Raw genomic sequence first — 17,688 nt, forward strand, 5'->3', positions numbered from 1 at the left:
ACGCGAGGAGCCCGGCTACCGTCTCGAATTCCGTACCGGAGTGGGGAGTTCGGCATGGACAGACGTGGGTTCAACCGGCGCGTCCTCCTGGGGGGCGCGGCCGCCGCGGCATCGTTGTCCCTGGCGTCGGCGCCCGAGGCCACCGGCGCCGGCGAGGCGGTGAGGACGGCCCCGGCCGGCGGCGAGGTGAAACGCCTCCGGCTCTACGCCGAGAAACTCGCCGACGGGCGGATGGGCTACGGCCTGGAGAAGGGCAGGGCGACGATCCCGGGGCCGCTGATCGAGCTGAACGAGGGCGACACCCTGCACATCGACTTCGAGAACACCATGGACGTGCCGGTGAGTCTGCACGTCCACGGCCTGGACTACGAGATCTCCAGCGACGGCACCAAGCAGAACGGCAGCGACGTCCAACCCGGCGGCACCCGCACCTACACCTGGCGGACCCACGCCCCCGGCCGCCGCAAGGACGGCACCTGGCGGGCGGGCAGCGCGGGCTACTGGCACTACCACGACCATGTGGTGGGCACCGAACACGGCACCGGCGGCATCCGCAAGGGCCTGTACGGGCCGGTCATCGTCCGCCGCAAGGGCGACATCCTGCCCGACCGGACCCACACCATCGTCTTCAACGACATGACCATCAACAACCGGCCCCCGCACACCGGCCCCGACTTCGAGGCCACGGTGGGCGACCGCGTCGAGTTCGTGATGATCACGCACGGTGAGTACTACCACACCTTCCACCTGCACGGACATCGCTGGGCCGACAACCGCACCGGCATGCTGACCGGCCCCGACGACCCCAGCCAGGTCATCGACAACAAGATCGTCGGCCCGGCGGACTCCTTCGGGTTCCAGGTGATCGCGGGGGAGGGCGTGGGGGCCGGGGCGTGGATGTACCACTGCCATGTGCAGAGCCACTCCGACATGGGGATGGTGGGGCTGTTCCTGGTGAAGAAACCGGACGGCACGATCCCGGGCCACGAGCCGCACGAGCCCCACGCCTCGGGTCCGGTGGCCGAGTCCGAGCCACCGGCCGCGGACGAGCACGCCCACTGACGGGCGCCGGGGTTCGATCCGGCTTCGGCACCCGTGGTTATCCTTCTCGGCAACCGCCGAGGAGGAGTCCCGAAGTGACCGAGGCAGCGTCGCGTCCCACGCTGGAGGCCGTGGCCGCGCGGGCGGGTGTGTCCCGGGCCACCGTCTCGCGGGTGGTCAACGGCGGGGAGGGGGTCCGCGAACCCCTCGTGGAGCGGGTCCGGCGGGCGGTGGAGGAACTCGGCTACGTCCCCAACCAGGCGGCGCGCAGCCTGGTGACCAAACGGCACGACGCGGTCGCCGTGGTCATCGCCGAACCGGAGACCCGGGTCTTCGCCGACCCCTTCTTCGCACGGCAGCTGCGGGGCATCAGCAAGGAGCTGACCGCCCACGACAACCAGCTGGTGCTGCTGCTGACGGAGGGCCGCGACGACCACGCGCGCGTGGGCCGCTATCTGGCCGGTGGGCATGTCGACGGCGCGCTGGTGTTCTCCCTGCACCTCGACGATCCGCTGCCCGGCCTCATCCAGCGCGCCGGGGTGCCGACGGTGTTCGGCGGGCGGCCCGGCTGGAGCGACGGGGCGCGGCAGGCCCCGTACGTCGACAGCGACAACCGCGGCGGCGCCCGGGCGGCCGTACGTCACCTCGCGGACCTCGGCCGGACCCGGATCGCGCACATCACCGGCCCGCTCGACCAGACCTCGGCGGCGGACCGGCTCGACGGCTACCGGGATGTGGTGGGCGACGCGGATCCCCGGCTGGTCGTGGAGAGCGACTTCACGCCGGCCGGCGGGGAGCGGGCCATGCGCGGACTCCTGGACCGAGTCCCCGGCCTGGACGCCGTGTTCGCCGCGAACGACCTGACCGCCGCGGGTGCGCTGCGGGTCCTGCGGGAGCGTGGCCGGCGCGTGCCCGAGGACGTCGCCGTGATCGGCTTCGACGACATGCTGCCCCTGGCGGAACAGACCGACCCGCCCCTGACGACGGTCCGTCAGGACATAGAGGGGATGGGCCGGTTGATGGCCCGCCTCCTGCTGCGCCGCCTCGGCCCGAGCGCCCCGGACGACGACGGTGCCGGAGCGGACGCCTCGACCGGTGTCGTGCTGCCGACGACGCTGATCCGGCGGGCCTCCGCCTAGGGGGTGTCCGCACCGCACCGCGTCCCGCTCACTCCTGCGGCGGCGCGCTCCTGATCACCGCGAAGCGGGCGCCGTACGGGTCCGCCAGCTTGGCGATGCGGCCGACGTCGGGCACGTCGGTGGCGGGCATGCGGACCGTGCCGCCCAGCCGCTCGGCGTCGGCGACGGCGGCGTCGGTGTCCTCGACCTCGAAGTACGGCAGCCAGTAGGGGGCGGCGTCCGCCTCCGTCGGGTCGTCGGCCAGCGGCACCATGCCGCCGAACATGGAGTCCTCGCCGCCGCCCGCGGGGTTGACCGTGGTGTAGACCCCGCCGGGGAAGGGGACGCCGAAGGTCTCCAGGCCCAGCACCGCGCGGTAGAACGCGGCGGCGGCCGGCAGGTCCGCTGTGTACAGCTCCACCCAGCACAGCGAGCCGGGGTCGCCCGCCACGTCGATGCCCGCGGTCTGCCCCGGCTGCCAGATGCCGAACGGCACGCCCGCCTTGTCGGTGAGGATCGCCATGCGGCCCTGGCCCAGCACGTCCATGGGGCGCAGCAGCACACCACCGTGCGCCTGTTCGGCCGCCTCGGCCGTGGCCTGCGCGTCCGGGCTCTGGAAGTAGACCGTCCAGGAGGGCGGGCCCTGCTCCGGGGTGGTCCGCATCCCGCCGGCCACCGTCCGGCCGTCCAGCTGGAAGAAGCCGTACCCCCCGGCCTCGGGCCCCACCGACTGGAAGCGCCAGCCGAAGAGACCGCCGTAGAAGGAGATGGCGCCCCTGATGTCGGGGGTGCCGACATCGACCCAGTTCGGAGCGCCGTCGACGAAACGGGTGGTGAGCATCTTCGCCCTCCTCGGAAGGGGCTCTTTGCCTGCTCTGCCGAGTCTCGCACCGCCCACTGACAACCGCCGCCGGAACCCCCCACCGTTGGTCACTCGCAGTGACGGCCATGGCCTTGCCGTTTCCGGTGTTTCCGCGCGCCGCCGTGCGCCGGGCACCCCGCGCGGGGCATCATCGGGGCGGCCGGGGGCCCGGGGGCGCCGCGTTGATCCGGCGTTGATCGAACGTTTTTCGCCGTCCGGCAGGCTCTCGGACATGCAGCTCGAAACAATCACCCCGGCCACCTCCGTCTGGCAGTCGCAGGCCCTGTGCGCGCAGACCGGGGCGGACTTCTTCTTTCCCGAGCCCGGCAGTTCGGTGCGTGAGGCGAAGCGTATCTGCGGCATGTGCGAGATGCGGACCGCCTGCCTCGAGTACGCCCTCACCCACGACGAGCGCTTCGGCGTCTGGGGCGGCCTGTCCGAAAAGGAACGCCTCCAGCTGCGCCGCACCTCGCACTGAGCGCCGCACCTCGCGCTGGCGGTGTGATCGTCCCGCGCGATCCGCCCGGTGTGATCATCCGGTTAGGATCCTCGGGCGTGAACACCGGGGGTGGGTGCATGACGGACGCGATCACGGACGCGGTCACGGACGAGGAGCTGGCGGTCTTCCACCGGGTGGTGGGCAAGCTGCGGGCCCTGCCCGTCGACGACCCGGTCCGGCTGCGCACCGAGCAGGTCGCCGCCTCCTTCGCCCGGGACGGCCGGCTGCGCCGCCGCAAGGCACGCGGCACCGAGATCTCGGCCGCCGACGCCTCGGTGATGGCCGCGACCGCGACCGGCGCCCTCGACCGGCGCGAGGACGCACCCCTGGCCGCCCCCGGCAGCGGCGGCGTCTTCCACAAACCGCGCGGCTGCTACGTCTGCAAGTCGCCCTATCGTCAGGTCGACTCTTTCTACCACCGGCTGTGCCCGCGCTGCGCCGCCGACAACACCGCCCGCCGCGCCCTGAGCACCGAGTTGGCCGGCCGCCGGGCCCTGGTCACCGGCGGCCGGGTGAAGATCGGCTTCCAACTGGCGCTGATGATGCTGCGGGACGGCGCGGAACTCCTCGTCACCTCTCGCTTCCCGCACGACACCGTGCGCCGCTTCCGTGCCGCGCCGGGCAGCGAGGGCTGGCTGGACCGGCTCACCGTCCTCGCCGTCGACCTGCGCGACCCGCGCCAGGTGCTGGGTCTGTGCGAGGAGCTGCGGCAGGAGGGCCGGCCGCTGGACATCCTCGTCAACAACGCCGCCCAGACCGTACGGCGGCCGCCGGAGTCGTACGCGCTGCTCGCGGCCGGGGAGCGGGACGCGCTGCCCCAGGGCGCCCGGCAGGCGCCGGGGTTCCGGCCGACGCGGATGATCGAGGGCGGGGCCGCCGCGCTGCCCACGGTGCTGCGCGAGGCCGACGAGGCCGGCCTGCTGCCCGACCCGTCCCCGGAGAACTCCTGGTCGGCCCGGCTCGGCGCGCTGGACCCGGCCGAGGTCCTGGAGACCCAGCTCGTCAACGCGCTGGCCCCGGCACTGCTGTGCGACCGGCTGCTGCCCCTGCTGCTCGCCTCTCCGCATCCGCGTCGCTATGTCGTCAACGTGACCGCCGTCGAGGGCCGGTTCGCGGTGCGGAACAAGACGGCGGGCCATCCGCACACCAACATGGCGAAGGCCGCGCTGAACATGCTCACCCGCACCGGTGCCGCCGAACTCGCCGAGCTCGGCGTGCACATGTGTGCCGTCGACACCGGCTGGATCACCGACGAGAACCCGGCCCCGAAGAAGGCCCGGATGGCGGGCTCGGGGTTCCGCACCCCGCTGGACGTGGTGGACGGGGCGGCCCGCGTCTACGACCCGATCGTGCGCGGCGAGGCCGGGGACCCGGTGTCCGGGGTGTTCCTGAAGGACTACCGGGAGGCCGAGTGGTGACCCGCGCGGCGCGGCGGGCGCGCCGCCTGGCCGCGCGGGGCGGTCAGCGCCGCGTCACCATGAACACCGTTGTACTCGTCCCCGCCATCGCCCTGGACTCCGGCCCGGCGAACCGGGCGGCGAGCAGGTTGTCCAGGGTGCCGGTTCAGCGTGGCGGCCAGCGGCACCGGGTCCGTGCGCCCAGGCCCGGACGGCACACTGAAGGTGTCGCAGCAGCACGGAGGACGGCACGCTGAAGGAGTCGCAGCGACACGGAGGACGGCACGGCCGTGCCGGTCCGGGCCGCTGCCGCACCCGCCCGGCGTCCCGCTCCTCGATCAGCTTCAGGACGAAGCCGATCGGGCGGCCCTGATCATGGCCGCCCGCTCGGGACTACAGGGCCGCGCGGGCGGCCATCCGGGCCTTGCGGGCCGCCAGCTTCTCGTCGAACTTCGAGGCCTCGGCGTCCAGGCCGTCCATGTACAGGCCCAGCTCCTCCTGCGCCCGCAGGCCCTCGGGGCCGAGCCCGTCGATCTCCAGGACCTTCAGGAAGCGCAGCACGGGCTGGAGCACGTCGTCGTGGTGGATGCGCAGGTTGTAGACCTCGCCGATGGCCATCTGCGCGGCGGCCCGCTCGAAGCCGGGGATGCCGTGGCCGGGCATGCGGAAGTTCACCACGACGTCGCGGACCGCCTGCATGGTGAGGTCGGGCGCCAGCTCGAAGGCGGCCTTGAGCAGGTTCCGGTAGAACACCATGTGCAGGTTCTCGTCGGTGGCGATGCGCGCCAGCATGCGGTCGCAGACCGGGTCGCCGGACTGGTGGCCCGTGTTGCGGTGCGAGATGCGGGTGGCGAGTTCCTGGAAGGCGACGTAGGCGATCGAGTGCAGCATCGAGTGCCGGTTGTCGGACTCGAAGCCCTCGCTCATGTGGGCCATGCGGAACTGCTCCAGCTTGTCCGGGTCCACCGCGCGCGAGGTGAGCAGGTAGTCGCGCATGACGATGCCGTGCCGGCCCTCCTCGGCGGTCCAGCGGTGCACCCAGGTGCCCCAGGCCCCGTCGCGGCCGAACAGGCTGGCGATCTCGTGGTGGTAGCTGGGCAGGTTGTCCTCGGTGAGCAGGTTCACGACGAGCGCGATCCGGCCGATCTCGGTGACCTTGGACTGCTCCTTGTCCCAGGCCTCGCCGTCTTCGAAGAGGCCGGGGAAGTTGCGGCCGTCGGTCCACGGCACGTACTCGTGCGGCATCCAGTCCTTGGCGACCTTGAGATGCCGGTTCAGTTCCTGCTCGACCACTTCCTCCAGGGCGTACAGCAGCCGGGCGTCGGTCCAGACGGAAGGGCTGCCGAGATGGGGAGAGGTGATCGTCACGGATACTCCAGGGGGACGGGCTTCGACTACAGGTGCGGGTGCCCCGGCGGGCGGCGCCGGAACCTACGGGATCGTAGGCTACGAATCCGTAGGTTACGAAGTCGTAGGTTAAGAACGCCGTAAGGGTGCTGATCAGGCGCCCTTCCCCCGGGTCCTCTTCCCGCAGCCAGAGAAGCCCCGGGACCCGCAGGTCCCGGGGCTGGAGCGGTGGGCAGGTCACCCGGTCAGGCGTACAGCTCCCGCAGCCGCACCGAGAGACATGTCACACAACCCTCCAGCTTCTCGAACTCGCCGATGTCGACGACGACCGGCTCGTAGCCGAGGTCCGCGAACAGCTCGGCGGTCTTCGGGGCGCTGGCCGCCATCAGCAGTTTGTGGCCGCCGAGCAGCACCACGTGCGACCCGGAGTCCTCCGGTACATGGAGGAAACGCCCGAACAGCGACGGCGTGTCCATCAGCGGGATGCGCCCGATCACCGTCCCGTCCGGCAGCGCCGTCACCGCCGACTTCAGGTGCAGCACCTTGCTCACCGGAACGGACACCACCCGCGCGCCCAGCGGTTCGAAGGCGGCCCGCAACTGCTGCACGCCGGCCGCGTTGGTACGGCCGCCGCGGCCCACGTAGATCGTGTCGCCGATCTTGAGGACGTCGCCGCCGTCCAGGGTGCCCGGGTCCCAGATCCAGTTCACCGAGCAGCCCAGGCTCGCCACGGTCTCCTCGACCGCGATGGTCTCGGAGCGGCGGGACTGGGCGCCGGGCCGGGTGATCAGAGCGACGTTCTTGTACATGACCACGGTGTCCTCGACGAACACCGAGTCGGGGCAGTCGTCGGCCGGGTCGACCTCGACGGTCTCCCAGCCGTGGGTGCGCAGGGCTTCCGCGTACGCCTCCCACTGCTTCACCGCGCGGTCGAGGTCGACCTCCGTGCGTGCGACGTGCGTGACGAGGCCTTCGGCCAGGCGGGGGCTGGGACGGCGGATGAGGGCCTTCTTGCTGGGCACGAGGGTCTCCGTATCGGATGGGTGTTTCTGGTCGTGGCCGAAACCCGTCGGGGTGTCGGCGCACATCATGCTGGCCCATTGTCGGAGAGGACAGCCCGGCCGGGTGCGGACGGGGTGCCGCCCGCCGCCTCACCGCGCCCTCGTCACCCGCCCGCCGCCTCACCGCACCCCGGCCACCCGCCGCAGATGCTCGCCGGTGAACGACCCCTCCGCGGTCAGCAGCTCGCGTGGCGTCCCCGCGAACACCACGCGCCCGCCGTCCCGGCCGCCGTCCGGACCGAGATCGACGACCCAGTCGGCGTGGGCCACCACATCGAGGTTGTGCTCGACGACCACGACCGTGTTGCCCGTGTCGACCAGCCGGTCCAGCAGCGCCAGCAGCCCGTCGACGTCCGACATGTGCAGCCCGGTCGTCGGCTCGTCGAGGACATAGACCGCGCCCGTGCGGTGCAGCCGGGTCGCCAGCTTGATCCGCTGCCGTTCGCCGCCGGAGAGCGTGGACAGGGGCTGCCCGAGGGTCAGATAGGTGAGGCCGACGTCGCGCAGGGCGCGCAGCCGCCGCCGTACGCCGGAGTCCTCGAAAAAGTCCAGGGCCTGCTCGGCGGTCATCTCCAGCACGTCCGCGACGGAGTGGCCGCCGAGGGTCAGCCCCAGCACCTCCTCCCGGAACCGCCGCCCCTCGCAGGCGTGGCACGTGGTCGTCACCGGGTCCATGAAGGCGAGGTCGGTGTAGATCACCCCGCGGCCTTCGCAGGTGCCGCAGGCGCCCGCCGAGTTGAAGCTGAACAGACCCGGGTCGGCGCCCGTCTCCCGTGCGAAGAGCCGTCGTACGGTGTCCATCACCCCCAGGTAGGTCGCGGGCGTGGACCGCGCGGAAATGCCGATGGACGACTGGTCGACGACCACGGCCTCTGGGTGTGCCTCGGTCAGCTCGGCGACCAGCGTGCTCTTCCCGGACCCGGCGACCCCGGTCACCGCCGTCAGCACCCCGGTCGGGAACCGCACGGTGACGTCCCGGAGGTTGTGCCGGCCGGCGCCCTTGACCCACAGGTCGCCGGTGGCCGCGCGGACGCGCGTCTTCACCGTCGTACGCCGTCCCAGGCACCGCCCGGTCAGCGTGTCCGACGCGGCCAGCTCGCGCGGTGTCCCCTCGAAGACCACCCGGCCGCCGTCGGCGCCCGCGCGGGGCCCCATGTCCACCACGTGGTCGGCGAGCGCGATGACGTCCGGGTCGTGCTCGACGACCAGCACGGTGTTGCCCTTGTCGCGCAGGCGCAGCAGCAGATCGCCGAGCCGGCCGACATCGCGCGGGTGCAGTCCGACGCTGGGCTCGTCGAAGATGTACGTCATCCCGGTCAGGCTGGAGCCCAGATGACGCACGGTCTTCAGCCGCTGCCCCTCGCCGCCGGAGAGGGTGGCGGTCTCCCGGTCGAGGCTGAGGTAGCCGAGGCCGATCGCCTCGATGCGCTCCAGGGCGGCGACGGCGGCCCGCGCGATGGGGCGGGCCACCGGATCGTCGATCTCCTTCAGCACCCCGATCAGATCGCTCACCTGCATGCGGGTGAAGTCGGCGATGGAGCGCCCGTTGATCCGGGTGGCGAGCGCGGCGGCGTTCAGCCGGGCCCCCGCGCACACCGGGCAGGTGTCCTCGACCAGGAACCGCGCGACGAGATCGCGGGTCTTCTGGCTGAGCGCGGACAGGTCCCGCTTCAGGTACAGCCGCTCGAACCGGTCGGCCAGGCCCTCGTAGTCATGGGCCCAGGAGCCGCCGCTGCCGTCGATGGTGACCTTCGTGCCGCGCCCGCGCAGCAGGAACTCCCGCTCGGCTGCCGTGAACTCGCCGACCGGCTTGTGCACGTCCAGGTCGGTGGTGTTGGTGTACGTCTGCCCCTGCCAGGTGCCCACGGCGAACGGCGGGAACAGGATCGCCCCGCCCGCCAGGGACTTCTCGGGGGCGAGGATGCGGTCCCAGGCGGGCTGCACGGTCCGGCCCAGGCCGTCGCAGCGGGGGCACATGCCCGCCGGGTCGTTGAACGAGTACGCCGTGGCCTCACCGGCGCTCGGGGTGCCGTGCCGGGAGAACAGCACCCGCAGCACCGAGTAGACATCGGTCATGGTGCCGACCGTGGACCGCGAATGGCCCCCGATCGGCTTCTGGTCGACGACGATCGCGGGCGACAGATCCTCCAGGGCGTCCGCCCGCGGCTGCTCGTACTTGGGCAGCCGGTTGCGCACGAACCAGGTGAAGGTCTCGTTCAGCTGGCGCTGCGACTCGACCGCGATCGTGTCGAACACGACCGACGACTTCCCCGATCCCGAAACTCCGGTGAACACGGTCAGCCGGCCTTTCGGGATACGGAGGGTGACGTCCTTGAGGTTGTTCTCCCGGGCTCCGACGATGGTGATGAAATCGCGCATGCCCTCGACGCTAGGAGGGATACCCGACAGCTTCTGGCGTGATTTCCGAGAGTTCCCCGTCCAGTCGCAGCCAGCGGGTGATGCCGAGGGACTCCAGGAACGGCAGGTCGTGGCTGGCCACGATCAGCGCCCCCTCGTACGACTCCAGGGCCGTGGTGAGCTGGTGCACGCTCGCCATGTCCAGGTTGTTCGTCGGCTCGTCCAGCATCAGCAGCTGCGGGGCCGGTTCCGCCAGCATCAGCGCGGCCAGCGCCGCCCGGAAGCGTTCGCCGCCGGACAGGGTGGCCGCCTTCTGGTCGGCCCGCGCGCCCCGGAACAGGAATCGGGCCAGCCGCGCCCGGATCCGGTTGTTGGTGGCGTCCGGCGCGAACCGGGCCACGTTCTCGGCGACCGTCAGCTCGTCGTCGAGGACGTCGAGCCGCTGCGGCAGGAACCGCAGCGGCACATGCGCCGTCGCCTCCCCGGACACCGGCGCCAGTTCCCCGGCGATGGTGCGCAGCAGCGTCGTCTTGCCCGCCCCGTTGCGCCCGATCAGCGCGATCCGTTCCGGACCGTGCAGATCGAGACCGCCCGCCACACGCGCGCCGTACGCCAGTTCCAGGTCCCGCAGGGTGAGCACGGTCCGGCCCGCGGGCACGGCGGTGTGCGGCAGGTCGACGCGGATCTCGTCGTCGTCCCGTACGGCCTCCACCGCCTCGTCGAGCCGTTCCCTGGCCTCGGCCAGCTTCTCCTCGTGCATGATGCGGTGCTTGCCCGCGGACTCCTGTGCCGCGCGCTTGCGCGCCCCCATGACGATCTTGGGTTCGCGCTTGGTGTCCCACATCTTCTGGCCATACCGCTTGCGGCGGGCCAGCTTCATGTGGGCGTCGCTCAGCTCCCGCTTCTGCTTGCGCAGATCCGCCTCGGCGACCCGCACCATGCGCTCGGCGGCCTCCTGCTCGACGGCGAGGGCCTCCTCGTACGCCGAGAAGTTGCCGCCGTACCAGGAGATCTCCCCGGAGCGCAGATCGGCGATCTGGTCGACCCGGTCGAGGAGTTCGCGGTCGTGGCTGACCACGACCATCACCCCCGGCCAGGACTCGACGGCCGCGTACAGCCGCCGACGGGCGTACAGGTCGAGGTTGTTGGTCGGTTCGTCCAGCAGCAGGGCGTCCGGGCGGGCGAGCAGCAGCGCGGCCAGGCGCAGCAGCACCGACTCGCCGCCGGACACCTCGCCGATGGTGCGGTCGAGGTCGATGTGGCCGAGGCCGAGTTCGCCGAGGGTCGCCAGGGCGCGCTCCTCGACGTCCCAGTCGTCGCCGACCGTCTCGAAGTGCCGTTCGGACGCATCACCGGCCTCGATGGCGTGCAGGGCGGCCCGCCGGCCGGCGATGCCCAGCGTCTCGTCGACCCGCAGGGCGGTGTCGAGGGTGACGTTCTGCGGCAGGAAGCCGACCTCCCCCGCGGCGCGCACGCTGCCGTCGGTCGGGGTCAGTTCACCGGCAAGGAGCTTCAACAGGGTCGATTTTCCGGACCCGTTGACGCCGACGAGCCCGGTGCGGCCGGGGCCGAAGGAGGCGTCCAGGCCGTCGAAGACGGCAGTGCCGTCGGCCCAGGCGAAGGACAGGGAGGTACAGGTGAGGGAAGTATGCATGCGGGCCTCGCGGTTGCTTGATGCGGTCGGGAGCAACGCGTTTCGAGACACCGGAGGGCGGCGACCGGGGGAGGGGTCCGCGAAGGCACGGGGAGAAAAGGAAGAAGCCCTGCTCCGCAAGGACGGCTCGAACGCCGAGGTCGCACGCGACGCACACACGGATGACGTGTGGCGTGGTGTCTCAGGACCTCAGACGAGCAACGTCCTTCTCCAATCGGCGGCAACAGGAACGTTGTACACCGTAGGAGGGCGGCTGGGGAGTGTCAACCGATTTCCCGCGCGGTCCCCGCCGAGCACTTGGACGCGGGCATCGGGCCGGACGCGGGCCGCACGGCCATGAGCCTCACGACCATGTCGGATTCCTGCCGGACCGCCCCGTGCGCGGGCTGGTTGAGTGAGCCGTATCCCCTCCACCACCGTGCCCTGGCCTTCCGGTCCCTGCACGTCCCGGGCCGGCCGCTGGTCCTGCCCAACGCCTGGGACCGCGTCAGCGCCCGCCTCGGCGAGGAGGCCGGTGCCGCCGCCGTGGCCACCACCAGCGCCGGGCTCGCCTGGGAACTGGGCACGCCCGACGGCGACCGCCTGGAGCGCGACCGGGCCCTGGCCGCCGTCGCGGCCGTCGCGAGCGCGGTCGGGGTGCCGGTGAGCGCCGACATCGAGAGCGGCTACGCGGCGGACGCGGCGGGCGTCGCCGACACCGTCCGCGCGGTGCTCGCGGCGGGCGCCGTCGGGATCAACATCGGGGACGCCCCGCACGCGCCGGGCCGGGGTCCGCTGCGTCCGGTGGCGGAGCGGGCCGAGCGGATCGCCGCCGCCCTCGCGGCGGCCGACGAGGCCGGCGTGCCGCTCTTCGTCGCGCGCGCGTGGACACCTTCCTGCGCGGCGCCGGGGGAGTGGACGCCACGCTGGAGCGGGCCGCGGCCTTCCTCGCCGCGGGCGCCGACGGGATCTTCGTCCCCGCGGCCGTCGACCCGGGGACGGTGAAACTGCTCGCCGACGGCGTCGACGGGCCGCTGAACGTCATGGCCGGACCCGGCGCGCCGCCCGTCGTCGAGCTGGCCGCGCTGGGCGTCGCGCGGGTGAGCCCGTGCGCCACCCTCGCCCAGGCCGCGCACGCCCTGGTCCGCCGCGCCGCGCGGGAGCTGCTGGACGCGGGGACCTACGACACGCCGGCGGACGGACTCGACTACGGCGAGCTGAACGCGCTCCTCGGGGGCAGGGCCTAGCAGGCGTCCCGCATCAGCACCGCCAGATCGTGATCCAGGTCCAGATGCGCGTCCTCCAGACCCTCCGGCACCAGACGGCGCGTCGCCTCCAGGAAGCGGCGTATCTCGGCCGAGTGGACGTGCACCACGGCGGTGCCCTCGGGGGCGTGGAACTCCAGGACGGTGCGGTCGTAGCCGTAGGGCCGCACGCGGACGTCTCCCTGGCCCTCGGGGCCCTCCTGGCCCGCGGCGAGGAGCTCGCGGGAGAACGTCCAGCAGACCTCCACGCCCTCCAGGGTGGCCTGGGCCGGGAAGGTCATCCGAACGGCGAACGGATCGCGCCGGTCGTAGTACAGCGTGGCCGGGATGCTCGGCATCCGCGGCGCGGCGGCGACGAGGCGGGCCTCGACGGGCTGCTCGATGACGGTGGACAACGCCTTGCTCCCTTGTGACGGCCGGACGGACTTCCGGGGATGAGGCCGGGCACTGGGAGAGACGTCGGAATCGGGGCGTCCGTGCATGCCCGTGCCGAGTGACCTCCGTCACCGTGTTCCATCCCGGGCGTGATTCAGTCATACGGATGTGTCTCGTGGGATGACCTGCGGCTTTTGCCCGTATCGACCCCCGTGCCCGCCAGGGTCGGTCCCGCGTGGAGGTCCTCTGGACGGGACCCGGGAGGTCCGCTAGCTTCGCCCGCCATGAGGCGCTGGGGGAACACGCGACGCGGGGCTCCGACGGGACGGACGGGGCGCAGGGCGCCGGACACACCGACGGCACTGAAGGGGCAGACGGGGCAGACGGGGCAGACGTGGCAGACGGGGCAGACAGTGCCGGCCGGGCGTCTGGCACCTGCGGGGCGGGCCGCAGGAGTGATCGCCGCCGCGGTGGCGCTCGCCGCGCTGACGGCCGTCCCCGCGCGGGCCGACGCCCCGGCCCAGCTCCCCGGCCCTCGGCCCGGCACCCCGCACTGGGCCCTCAAGGACACCGGCACCGCCGAGGCGCGCTTGCGGGGACTGGCCGCCGTGGGCCGGGACGTCGCCTGGGTGTCCGGCACCGGCGGGACGGTCCTGCGCACCACCGACGGCGGGGCGAACTGGCGGAACGTCTCCCCGCCCGGCACCGCCGACCTCCAGTTCCGGGACATCGAGGCGTTCGACGCGCGCCGGGCCGTGGTGCTGGCCATCGGCGAGGGCGAGGCCTCACGCGTGTACCGCACCGACGACGGCGGAGTGACCTGGACGGAGTCCTTCCGCAACGCCGACCCGCGCGCCTTCTACGACTGCATGGCCTTCTTCGACCGACGCCACGGACTGGCGATGAGCGACCCGGTGGACGGGAGGTTCCGCATCCTGTCCACCCGGGACGGCGGCCGGTCCTGGCGGGTGCTGCCCGACGCGGGCATGCCGCCCGCCCTGGACGGCGAGGCCGGGTTCGCCGCCAGCGGGCAGTGCCTGGTCACCGTAGGGCCGCGGGACGTCTGGCTCGCCACCGGCGGGGCGGCACGCGCGCGTGTGCTGCATTCCGGGGACCGCGGCCTGACCTGGACGGCCAACGACAGCCCGCTCCCGGCCGGCGACCCGGCCCGCGGCGTCTTCGCCCTCGCCTTCCGCGACCGCGCCCACGGCCTCGCCGTCGGCGGCGACTACCGCCCCGACCAGAGCGCGCCCCGCGCGGCGGCGCGCACCGGCGACGGCGGCCGGACCTGGCGCCCCGCCGCCACACCCCCGCCCGCCTACCGCTCCGGCGTCGCCTGGCTCCCGCACCACCGCGCCGCCGCCCTCGCCGTCGGCCCCACCGGCACCGACCTCACCACGGACGCCGGCCGGACCTGGCGCACCGTGGACAGCGGCTCGTACGACACCGTGGACTGCGCGCCGGACCGGGGTTGTTGGGCCGCCGGGGAGAAGGGCCGCGTGGCACGCCTGGAGCAGTGAGCGCGCGGGACACCCTGTTTGTTGGCAATGTGGGTACCCGTTCACTGATCGTGAAAGGAAGTGAGCGGACATGCCTCGCGGTTCGAGCTCCAAACGGGAGCGCCAGTACGAGCACATCAAGCAGAGCGCCGAGGAGCGCGGCGAGAGCACCGGCCGGGCCAAGGAGATGGCGGCCCGCACGGTGAACAAGGAACGCGCCCGCGCCGGCGAGTCCAAGACGGCCAGCCGCACCTCCACCCAGGACATGTCGTCGTCCCAGCGGGGCGGCCAGCGCTCCGGGAAGGGCTCCCAGGGCCCCACCTACGACCAGCTGTACCAGGAGGCCAAGAAGCGCAACATCCAGGGCCGTTCGGACATGAACAAGCAGCAGTTGCAGCGCGCGCTCGGCAAGTGAGCCGCACCGCCGGCCCGCGCGGGCGGCCGGCCCCGTACGCTCGTCCCCACCATGACGACCGTACGCATTCCCGCGGGCTGGCCCGCGACCGAGGAAGAGGCCCGCGCCGTCCAGGACGAGCTGCGGAGCCGAGTGGTGCTGGACGAACCGGGGCCGCCGCCCGGCACCGGACACGTCACCGGAGTGGACGTCGCCTACGACGACGAGCGGGACGTGGTCGCGGCGGCGGCCGTCGTCCTGGACGCGGCGACCCGCGAGGTCGTCGCGAAGGCCACGGCCGTCGGCCGGATCTCCTTCCCGTACGTGCCCGGCCTCCTCGCCTTCCGGGAGATCCCCACCGTCCTTGCCGCCCTCGACGCCCTCCCGTGCCCGCCCGGCCTGGTGGTCTGCGACGGCTACGGCCTCGCCCACCCGCGCCGCTTCGGCCTCGCCAGTCACCTCGGCGTCCTGACCGGGCACCCCACGATCGGCGTCGCCAAGAACCCCTTCACTTTCGCCTACGACGAACCGGGCGCCCCGCGCGGTGCGTCGGCCCCCCTCCGCGCGGGCGACGAGGAGGTCGGCCGCGCCCTGCGCACCCGCGAGAACGTCAAGCCGGTCTTCGTCTCCGTCGGCCACCGCGTGAGCCTCGACAACGCGTGCGCGCACACCCTGGCCCTCACTCCCGAGTACCGCCTCCCCGAGACCACCCGCCGGGCGGACGCCCTGTGCCGACAAGCCCTGCGGGCGGCGACCGCCTGAGTACGGTGACTGAGTACCCGTACGGATGCGCCCCCGGGGCCGTGATCGGCAGGCTGGCCGCATGACCTCGCACCGGGCCCCGGAGCCCCTCACCGACCCGCACCGCCCCGTCGAGCGTGCCGTGACGGCCGCGCTGGTCCTCGCCACGCTCGCGGCGCTCGCCTGGATCGCCGGGATGATCTACACGGTGGTGGAGTGGCCGATGTAGAGGCGGCGCGGCAGGGGCAGCGGTACTTGGAAGGTGCCCGCATGTGCCGCGCGGCCCCCGGGAGGCATGGCGGAAGGCGTGCCCGCCGGTCACCGGCGCGCCGCCACCCGGAATGTGATCCCCGCCGCGCGCAGCCGCTCGGTCAGGGCGTCGCCCATGGCGACCGCCGTGGTGACCTGACCGGCCGTCGGCGGCAGGTCGTCGAGGGCGAGGGAGAGCGCCGCCTCGGCGAAGATCTTCGCGGTCTCGTCGTAGCCCGGATCGCCGCCCGAGACCTCCGTGAGCACCCGTCGGCCACCGCCCTCGCCGACGAACCGCAGCGAGAACCAGCTGCGCGCCCGCTTCTCGGCGCTCGGCCCGTCGCCGGGCTTGAGCCGGCCGGAGAGCCAGCGCCGCGCGGGGGGCAGCTGGGCCGCCGCGAACAGCGCGCCGACGGCCGCCACGCCGCCCACCGCGACCGGCAGCCGCCGCACGGCCGCGTAGTGGCGGTAGCGGAAGTCGGGGCCGTACCGCTCCAGGGCCTTCGCCGAGCGGCCCACGATCTGCGGGTCGATGGTGGGCAGCGGCAGCGCCCAGGCCCCGACCTCGGGGGCGAACCGTGGAGCGCCCGCCGGAGTCGTCGCCCGCCGGCCGACCAGCCGCGGCTCGTGCCGGCGGCGGTCCCGGGCGGCGGCCACCAGCTGCCGGCCGCGGGCGAACTGGTTCAGCGCGGAGGCGAACGTGCCGCCGGAGAAGGACGCGTCCGCGGTGACGAACCCGTCCACCCGCAGCGGCACGCCCTCCGGCAGCTGCCGGACCGTGAAGTAGACGCCCAGGTCGTGCGGCACCGAGTCGAATCCGCAGGCGTGCACCAGCCGCGCGCCGGTCTCCCGCGCGCGGGCGTCGTGCCGGACGTACATCAGGTCCACGAACTCCGGCTCGCCGGTCAGGTCGAGATAGTCCGCGCCGGTGTCCGCGCAGGCCGCGACCAGCTCCTCGCCGTACGTCACGTACGGGCCGACCGTCGTGGCCACCACGCGCGCGTGCTCGGCGAGCCGGCGCAGCGAGGCGGGATCGGTGACGTCCGCCACCAGCACTCCGATGTCCGCGCCGCCGGGCAGCCGTTCGCGCAGCCGCCGCAGCTCGGTCTCGCCGCGCCCGGCGATCGCCCAGCGCAGTCCCCCGGGCGCGTGCGCGGCCAGGTACTCCGCGGTGAGTGTCCCGACGAAGCCGGTCGCTCCGAAGAGCACGATGTCGTACGGGCGGTCCGCCCTGTTCAGCCTGGTCATGACACCTCTCGCTCACCGTCGAGCCTCGCAGCCCGTGCCGCTGTCGGTGGCTGAGGCTAGCGTGAGCAGTGCGGAGCCCGACGACGAGCCCGGAGGTGGACCATGGCGGTGGCCGCGAGCGCCCTGAAGAAGTGGGCGAAAGTACGCGAGTTCGCCCTGGGCCTGCCCGGTGCCGCCGAGGAGTTCCCCTGGGGCGAGTCCGTCGCCAAGGTCAACAAGAAGGTGTTCGTCTTCCTCGGCGTCGACGACGGCAGTTATCCCCTGGGCGTGACCGTCAAGCTCACCGACGACACCGCCCACGCGCACGCGCTGACCGTCCCGGGTGCCGAACCCGCCGGGTACGGCCTCGGCAAGGCGGGCTGGGTCAGCGTCCCGCTGGAGCCCGACGGTGCCCCGTCGGCTGAGCTGCTGTGCGACTGGGTGGAGGAGAGTTATCGGGCGATCGCCCCGAAGCGGCTGATAGCGGACCTGGACGCGCGCTGAGTCCCGGCAGTCAGGGGCTCCGGCCGAAAATGGCTAAGCGCTTGCTCGTTCAGGCCTTGTGCGGACTGGAACCTGTTCTTACCATCACCGGTGTTACATCGGTTGTGTCACAGCGAGG

16 protein-coding genes and 1 pseudogene are annotated in these 17,688 nt (G+C 72.9%); 10 read left to right on the forward strand and 7 right to left on the reverse strand.

The genetic code is table 11. The features are described 5' to 3' along the window. Positions 1 to 54: 54 nt before the first annotated feature. Together VE614_RS09505 and VE614_RS09510 are read left to right on the forward strand one after the other, a co-directional pair. On the forward strand, positions 55 to 1,062 hold the full coding sequence (locus VE614_RS09505) for a multicopper oxidase domain-containing protein (protein ID WP_324934672.1): 1,008 nt from the start codon (positions 55 to 57) through the stop codon (positions 1,060 to 1,062). Between the two features lie 74 nt (positions 1,063 to 1,136). After that, complete coding sequence (locus VE614_RS09510; RefSeq protein WP_324934674.1) at positions 1,137 to 2,180, forward strand: LacI family DNA-binding transcriptional regulator; 1,044 nt, start codon at positions 1,137 to 1,139, stop codon at positions 2,178 to 2,180. A 28-nt stretch (positions 2,181 to 2,208) separates the two neighbouring features. Here VE614_RS09510 and VE614_RS09515 read toward each other — a convergent pair whose 3' ends face one another. Next, complete coding sequence (locus VE614_RS09515; protein WP_324934676.1) at positions 2,209 to 3,000, reverse strand: VOC family protein; 792 nt, start codon at positions 2,998 to 3,000, stop codon at positions 2,209 to 2,211. A 253-nt stretch (positions 3,001 to 3,253) separates the two neighbouring features. On the opposite strand from VE614_RS09515, the gene VE614_RS09520 reads away from it, so the two are divergent. Both VE614_RS09520 and VE614_RS09525 read left to right on the forward strand, forming a co-directional pair. Continuing rightward, the gene (locus tag VE614_RS09520) at positions 3,254 to 3,499 is read left to right on the forward strand and encodes a WhiB family transcriptional regulator (protein WP_324934678.1); all 246 of its coding nucleotides are present in this window, start codon (positions 3,254 to 3,256) and stop codon (positions 3,497 to 3,499) included. A gap of 98 nt (positions 3,500 to 3,597) precedes the next feature. Continuing rightward, on the forward strand, positions 3,598 to 4,938 hold the full coding sequence (locus tag VE614_RS09525; protein WP_324934680.1) for an SDR family NAD(P)-dependent oxidoreductase: 1,341 nt from the start codon (positions 3,598 to 3,600) through the stop codon (positions 4,936 to 4,938). Positions 4,939 to 5,310: 372 nt separating this feature from the next. Here VE614_RS09525 and VE614_RS09530 read toward each other — a convergent pair whose 3' ends face one another. From VE614_RS09530 to VE614_RS09545, 4 genes are all read right to left on the reverse strand, one after another. Continuing rightward, a complete protein-coding gene (locus tag VE614_RS09530) occupies positions 5,311 to 6,285 on the reverse strand; it encodes an acyl-ACP desaturase (protein WP_324934682.1) in 975 nt (324 codons plus the stop codon). A 224-nt stretch (positions 6,286 to 6,509) separates the two neighbouring features. Then, positions 6,510 to 7,286: a dimethylargininase gene (ddaH, locus tag VE614_RS09535; RefSeq protein WP_324934684.1), complete on the reverse strand. Its 777-nt coding sequence runs from the start codon at positions 7,284 to 7,286 to the stop codon at positions 6,510 to 6,512. Positions 7,287 to 7,445: 159 nt separating this feature from the next. Next, positions 7,446 to 9,704, reverse strand: a complete 2,259-nt coding sequence (locus VE614_RS09540; protein WP_324934686.1) for an excinuclease ABC subunit UvrA — start codon at positions 9,702 to 9,704, stop codon at positions 7,446 to 7,448. A gap of 10 nt (positions 9,705 to 9,714) precedes the next feature. Then, a complete protein-coding gene (locus VE614_RS09545; protein WP_324934688.1) occupies positions 9,715 to 11,337 on the reverse strand; it encodes an ABC-F family ATP-binding cassette domain-containing protein in 1,623 nt (540 codons plus the stop codon). A 351-nt stretch (positions 11,338 to 11,688) separates the two neighbouring features. Between VE614_RS09545 and VE614_RS09550 the strand changes: the two are divergent. Beyond that, positions 11,689 to 12,563, forward strand: a pseudogene (locus tag VE614_RS09550) (isocitrate lyase/PEP mutase family protein). Here VE614_RS09550 and VE614_RS09555 read toward each other — a convergent pair. Continuing rightward, positions 12,560 to 12,976, reverse strand: a complete 417-nt coding sequence (locus tag VE614_RS09555; protein ID WP_324934691.1) for an SsgA family sporulation/cell division regulator — start codon at positions 12,974 to 12,976, stop codon at positions 12,560 to 12,562. The pseudogene VE614_RS09550 and the gene VE614_RS09555 overlap by 4 nt on opposite strands. Positions 12,977 to 13,411: 435 nt before the next feature. Here VE614_RS09555 and VE614_RS09560 point away from each other — a divergent pair, with 435 nt between their 5' ends. The 4 genes from VE614_RS09560 (at position 13,412) to mmpA (ending at position 15,819) form a co-directional block, all read left to right on the forward strand. Further along, positions 13,412 to 14,476 (forward strand): oxidoreductase, encoded by a 1,065-nt coding sequence (locus tag VE614_RS09560; protein ID WP_324934693.1) that lies wholly within the window; start codon positions 13,412 to 13,414, stop codon positions 14,474 to 14,476. A 70-nt stretch (positions 14,477 to 14,546) separates the two neighbouring features. Beyond that, on the forward strand, positions 14,547 to 14,870 hold the full coding sequence (locus VE614_RS09565; protein ID WP_324934695.1) for a plasmid stabilization protein: 324 nt from the start codon (positions 14,547 to 14,549) through the stop codon (positions 14,868 to 14,870). Between the two features lie 51 nt (positions 14,871 to 14,921). Further along, positions 14,922 to 15,611 carry an endonuclease V gene (locus VE614_RS09570; protein WP_324934697.1) on the forward strand — a complete coding sequence of 230 codons (690 nt, stop codon included), beginning with the start codon at positions 14,922 to 14,924 and terminating at the stop codon, positions 15,609 to 15,611. A gap of 61 nt (positions 15,612 to 15,672) precedes the next feature. After that, positions 15,673 to 15,819, forward strand: a complete 147-nt coding sequence (gene mmpA, locus VE614_RS09575; protein ID WP_324934699.1) for a morphogenic membrane protein MmpA — start codon at positions 15,673 to 15,675, stop codon at positions 15,817 to 15,819. Positions 15,820 to 15,908: 89 nt separating this feature from the next. Here mmpA and VE614_RS09580 read toward each other — a convergent pair whose 3' ends face one another. Continuing rightward, entirely contained in the window at positions 15,909 to 17,087 is a 1,179-nt protein-coding gene (locus tag VE614_RS09580; RefSeq protein ID WP_324934701.1) for a saccharopine dehydrogenase family protein, read from the reverse strand. A gap of 102 nt (positions 17,088 to 17,189) precedes the next feature. Here VE614_RS09580 and VE614_RS09585 point away from each other — a divergent pair, with 102 nt between their 5' ends. Continuing rightward, positions 17,190 to 17,570, forward strand: coding sequence for an MmcQ/YjbR family DNA-binding protein (locus tag VE614_RS09585; RefSeq protein WP_324934703.1), 381 nt, complete (start codon positions 17,190 to 17,192; stop codon positions 17,568 to 17,570). The last annotated feature ends 118 nt before the right edge of the window (positions 17,571 to 17,688 follow it).

This window comes from Streptomyces sp., from assembly GCF_035645055.1.
Lineage (GTDB): Bacteria > Actinomycetota > Actinomycetes > Streptomycetales > Streptomycetaceae > Streptomyces.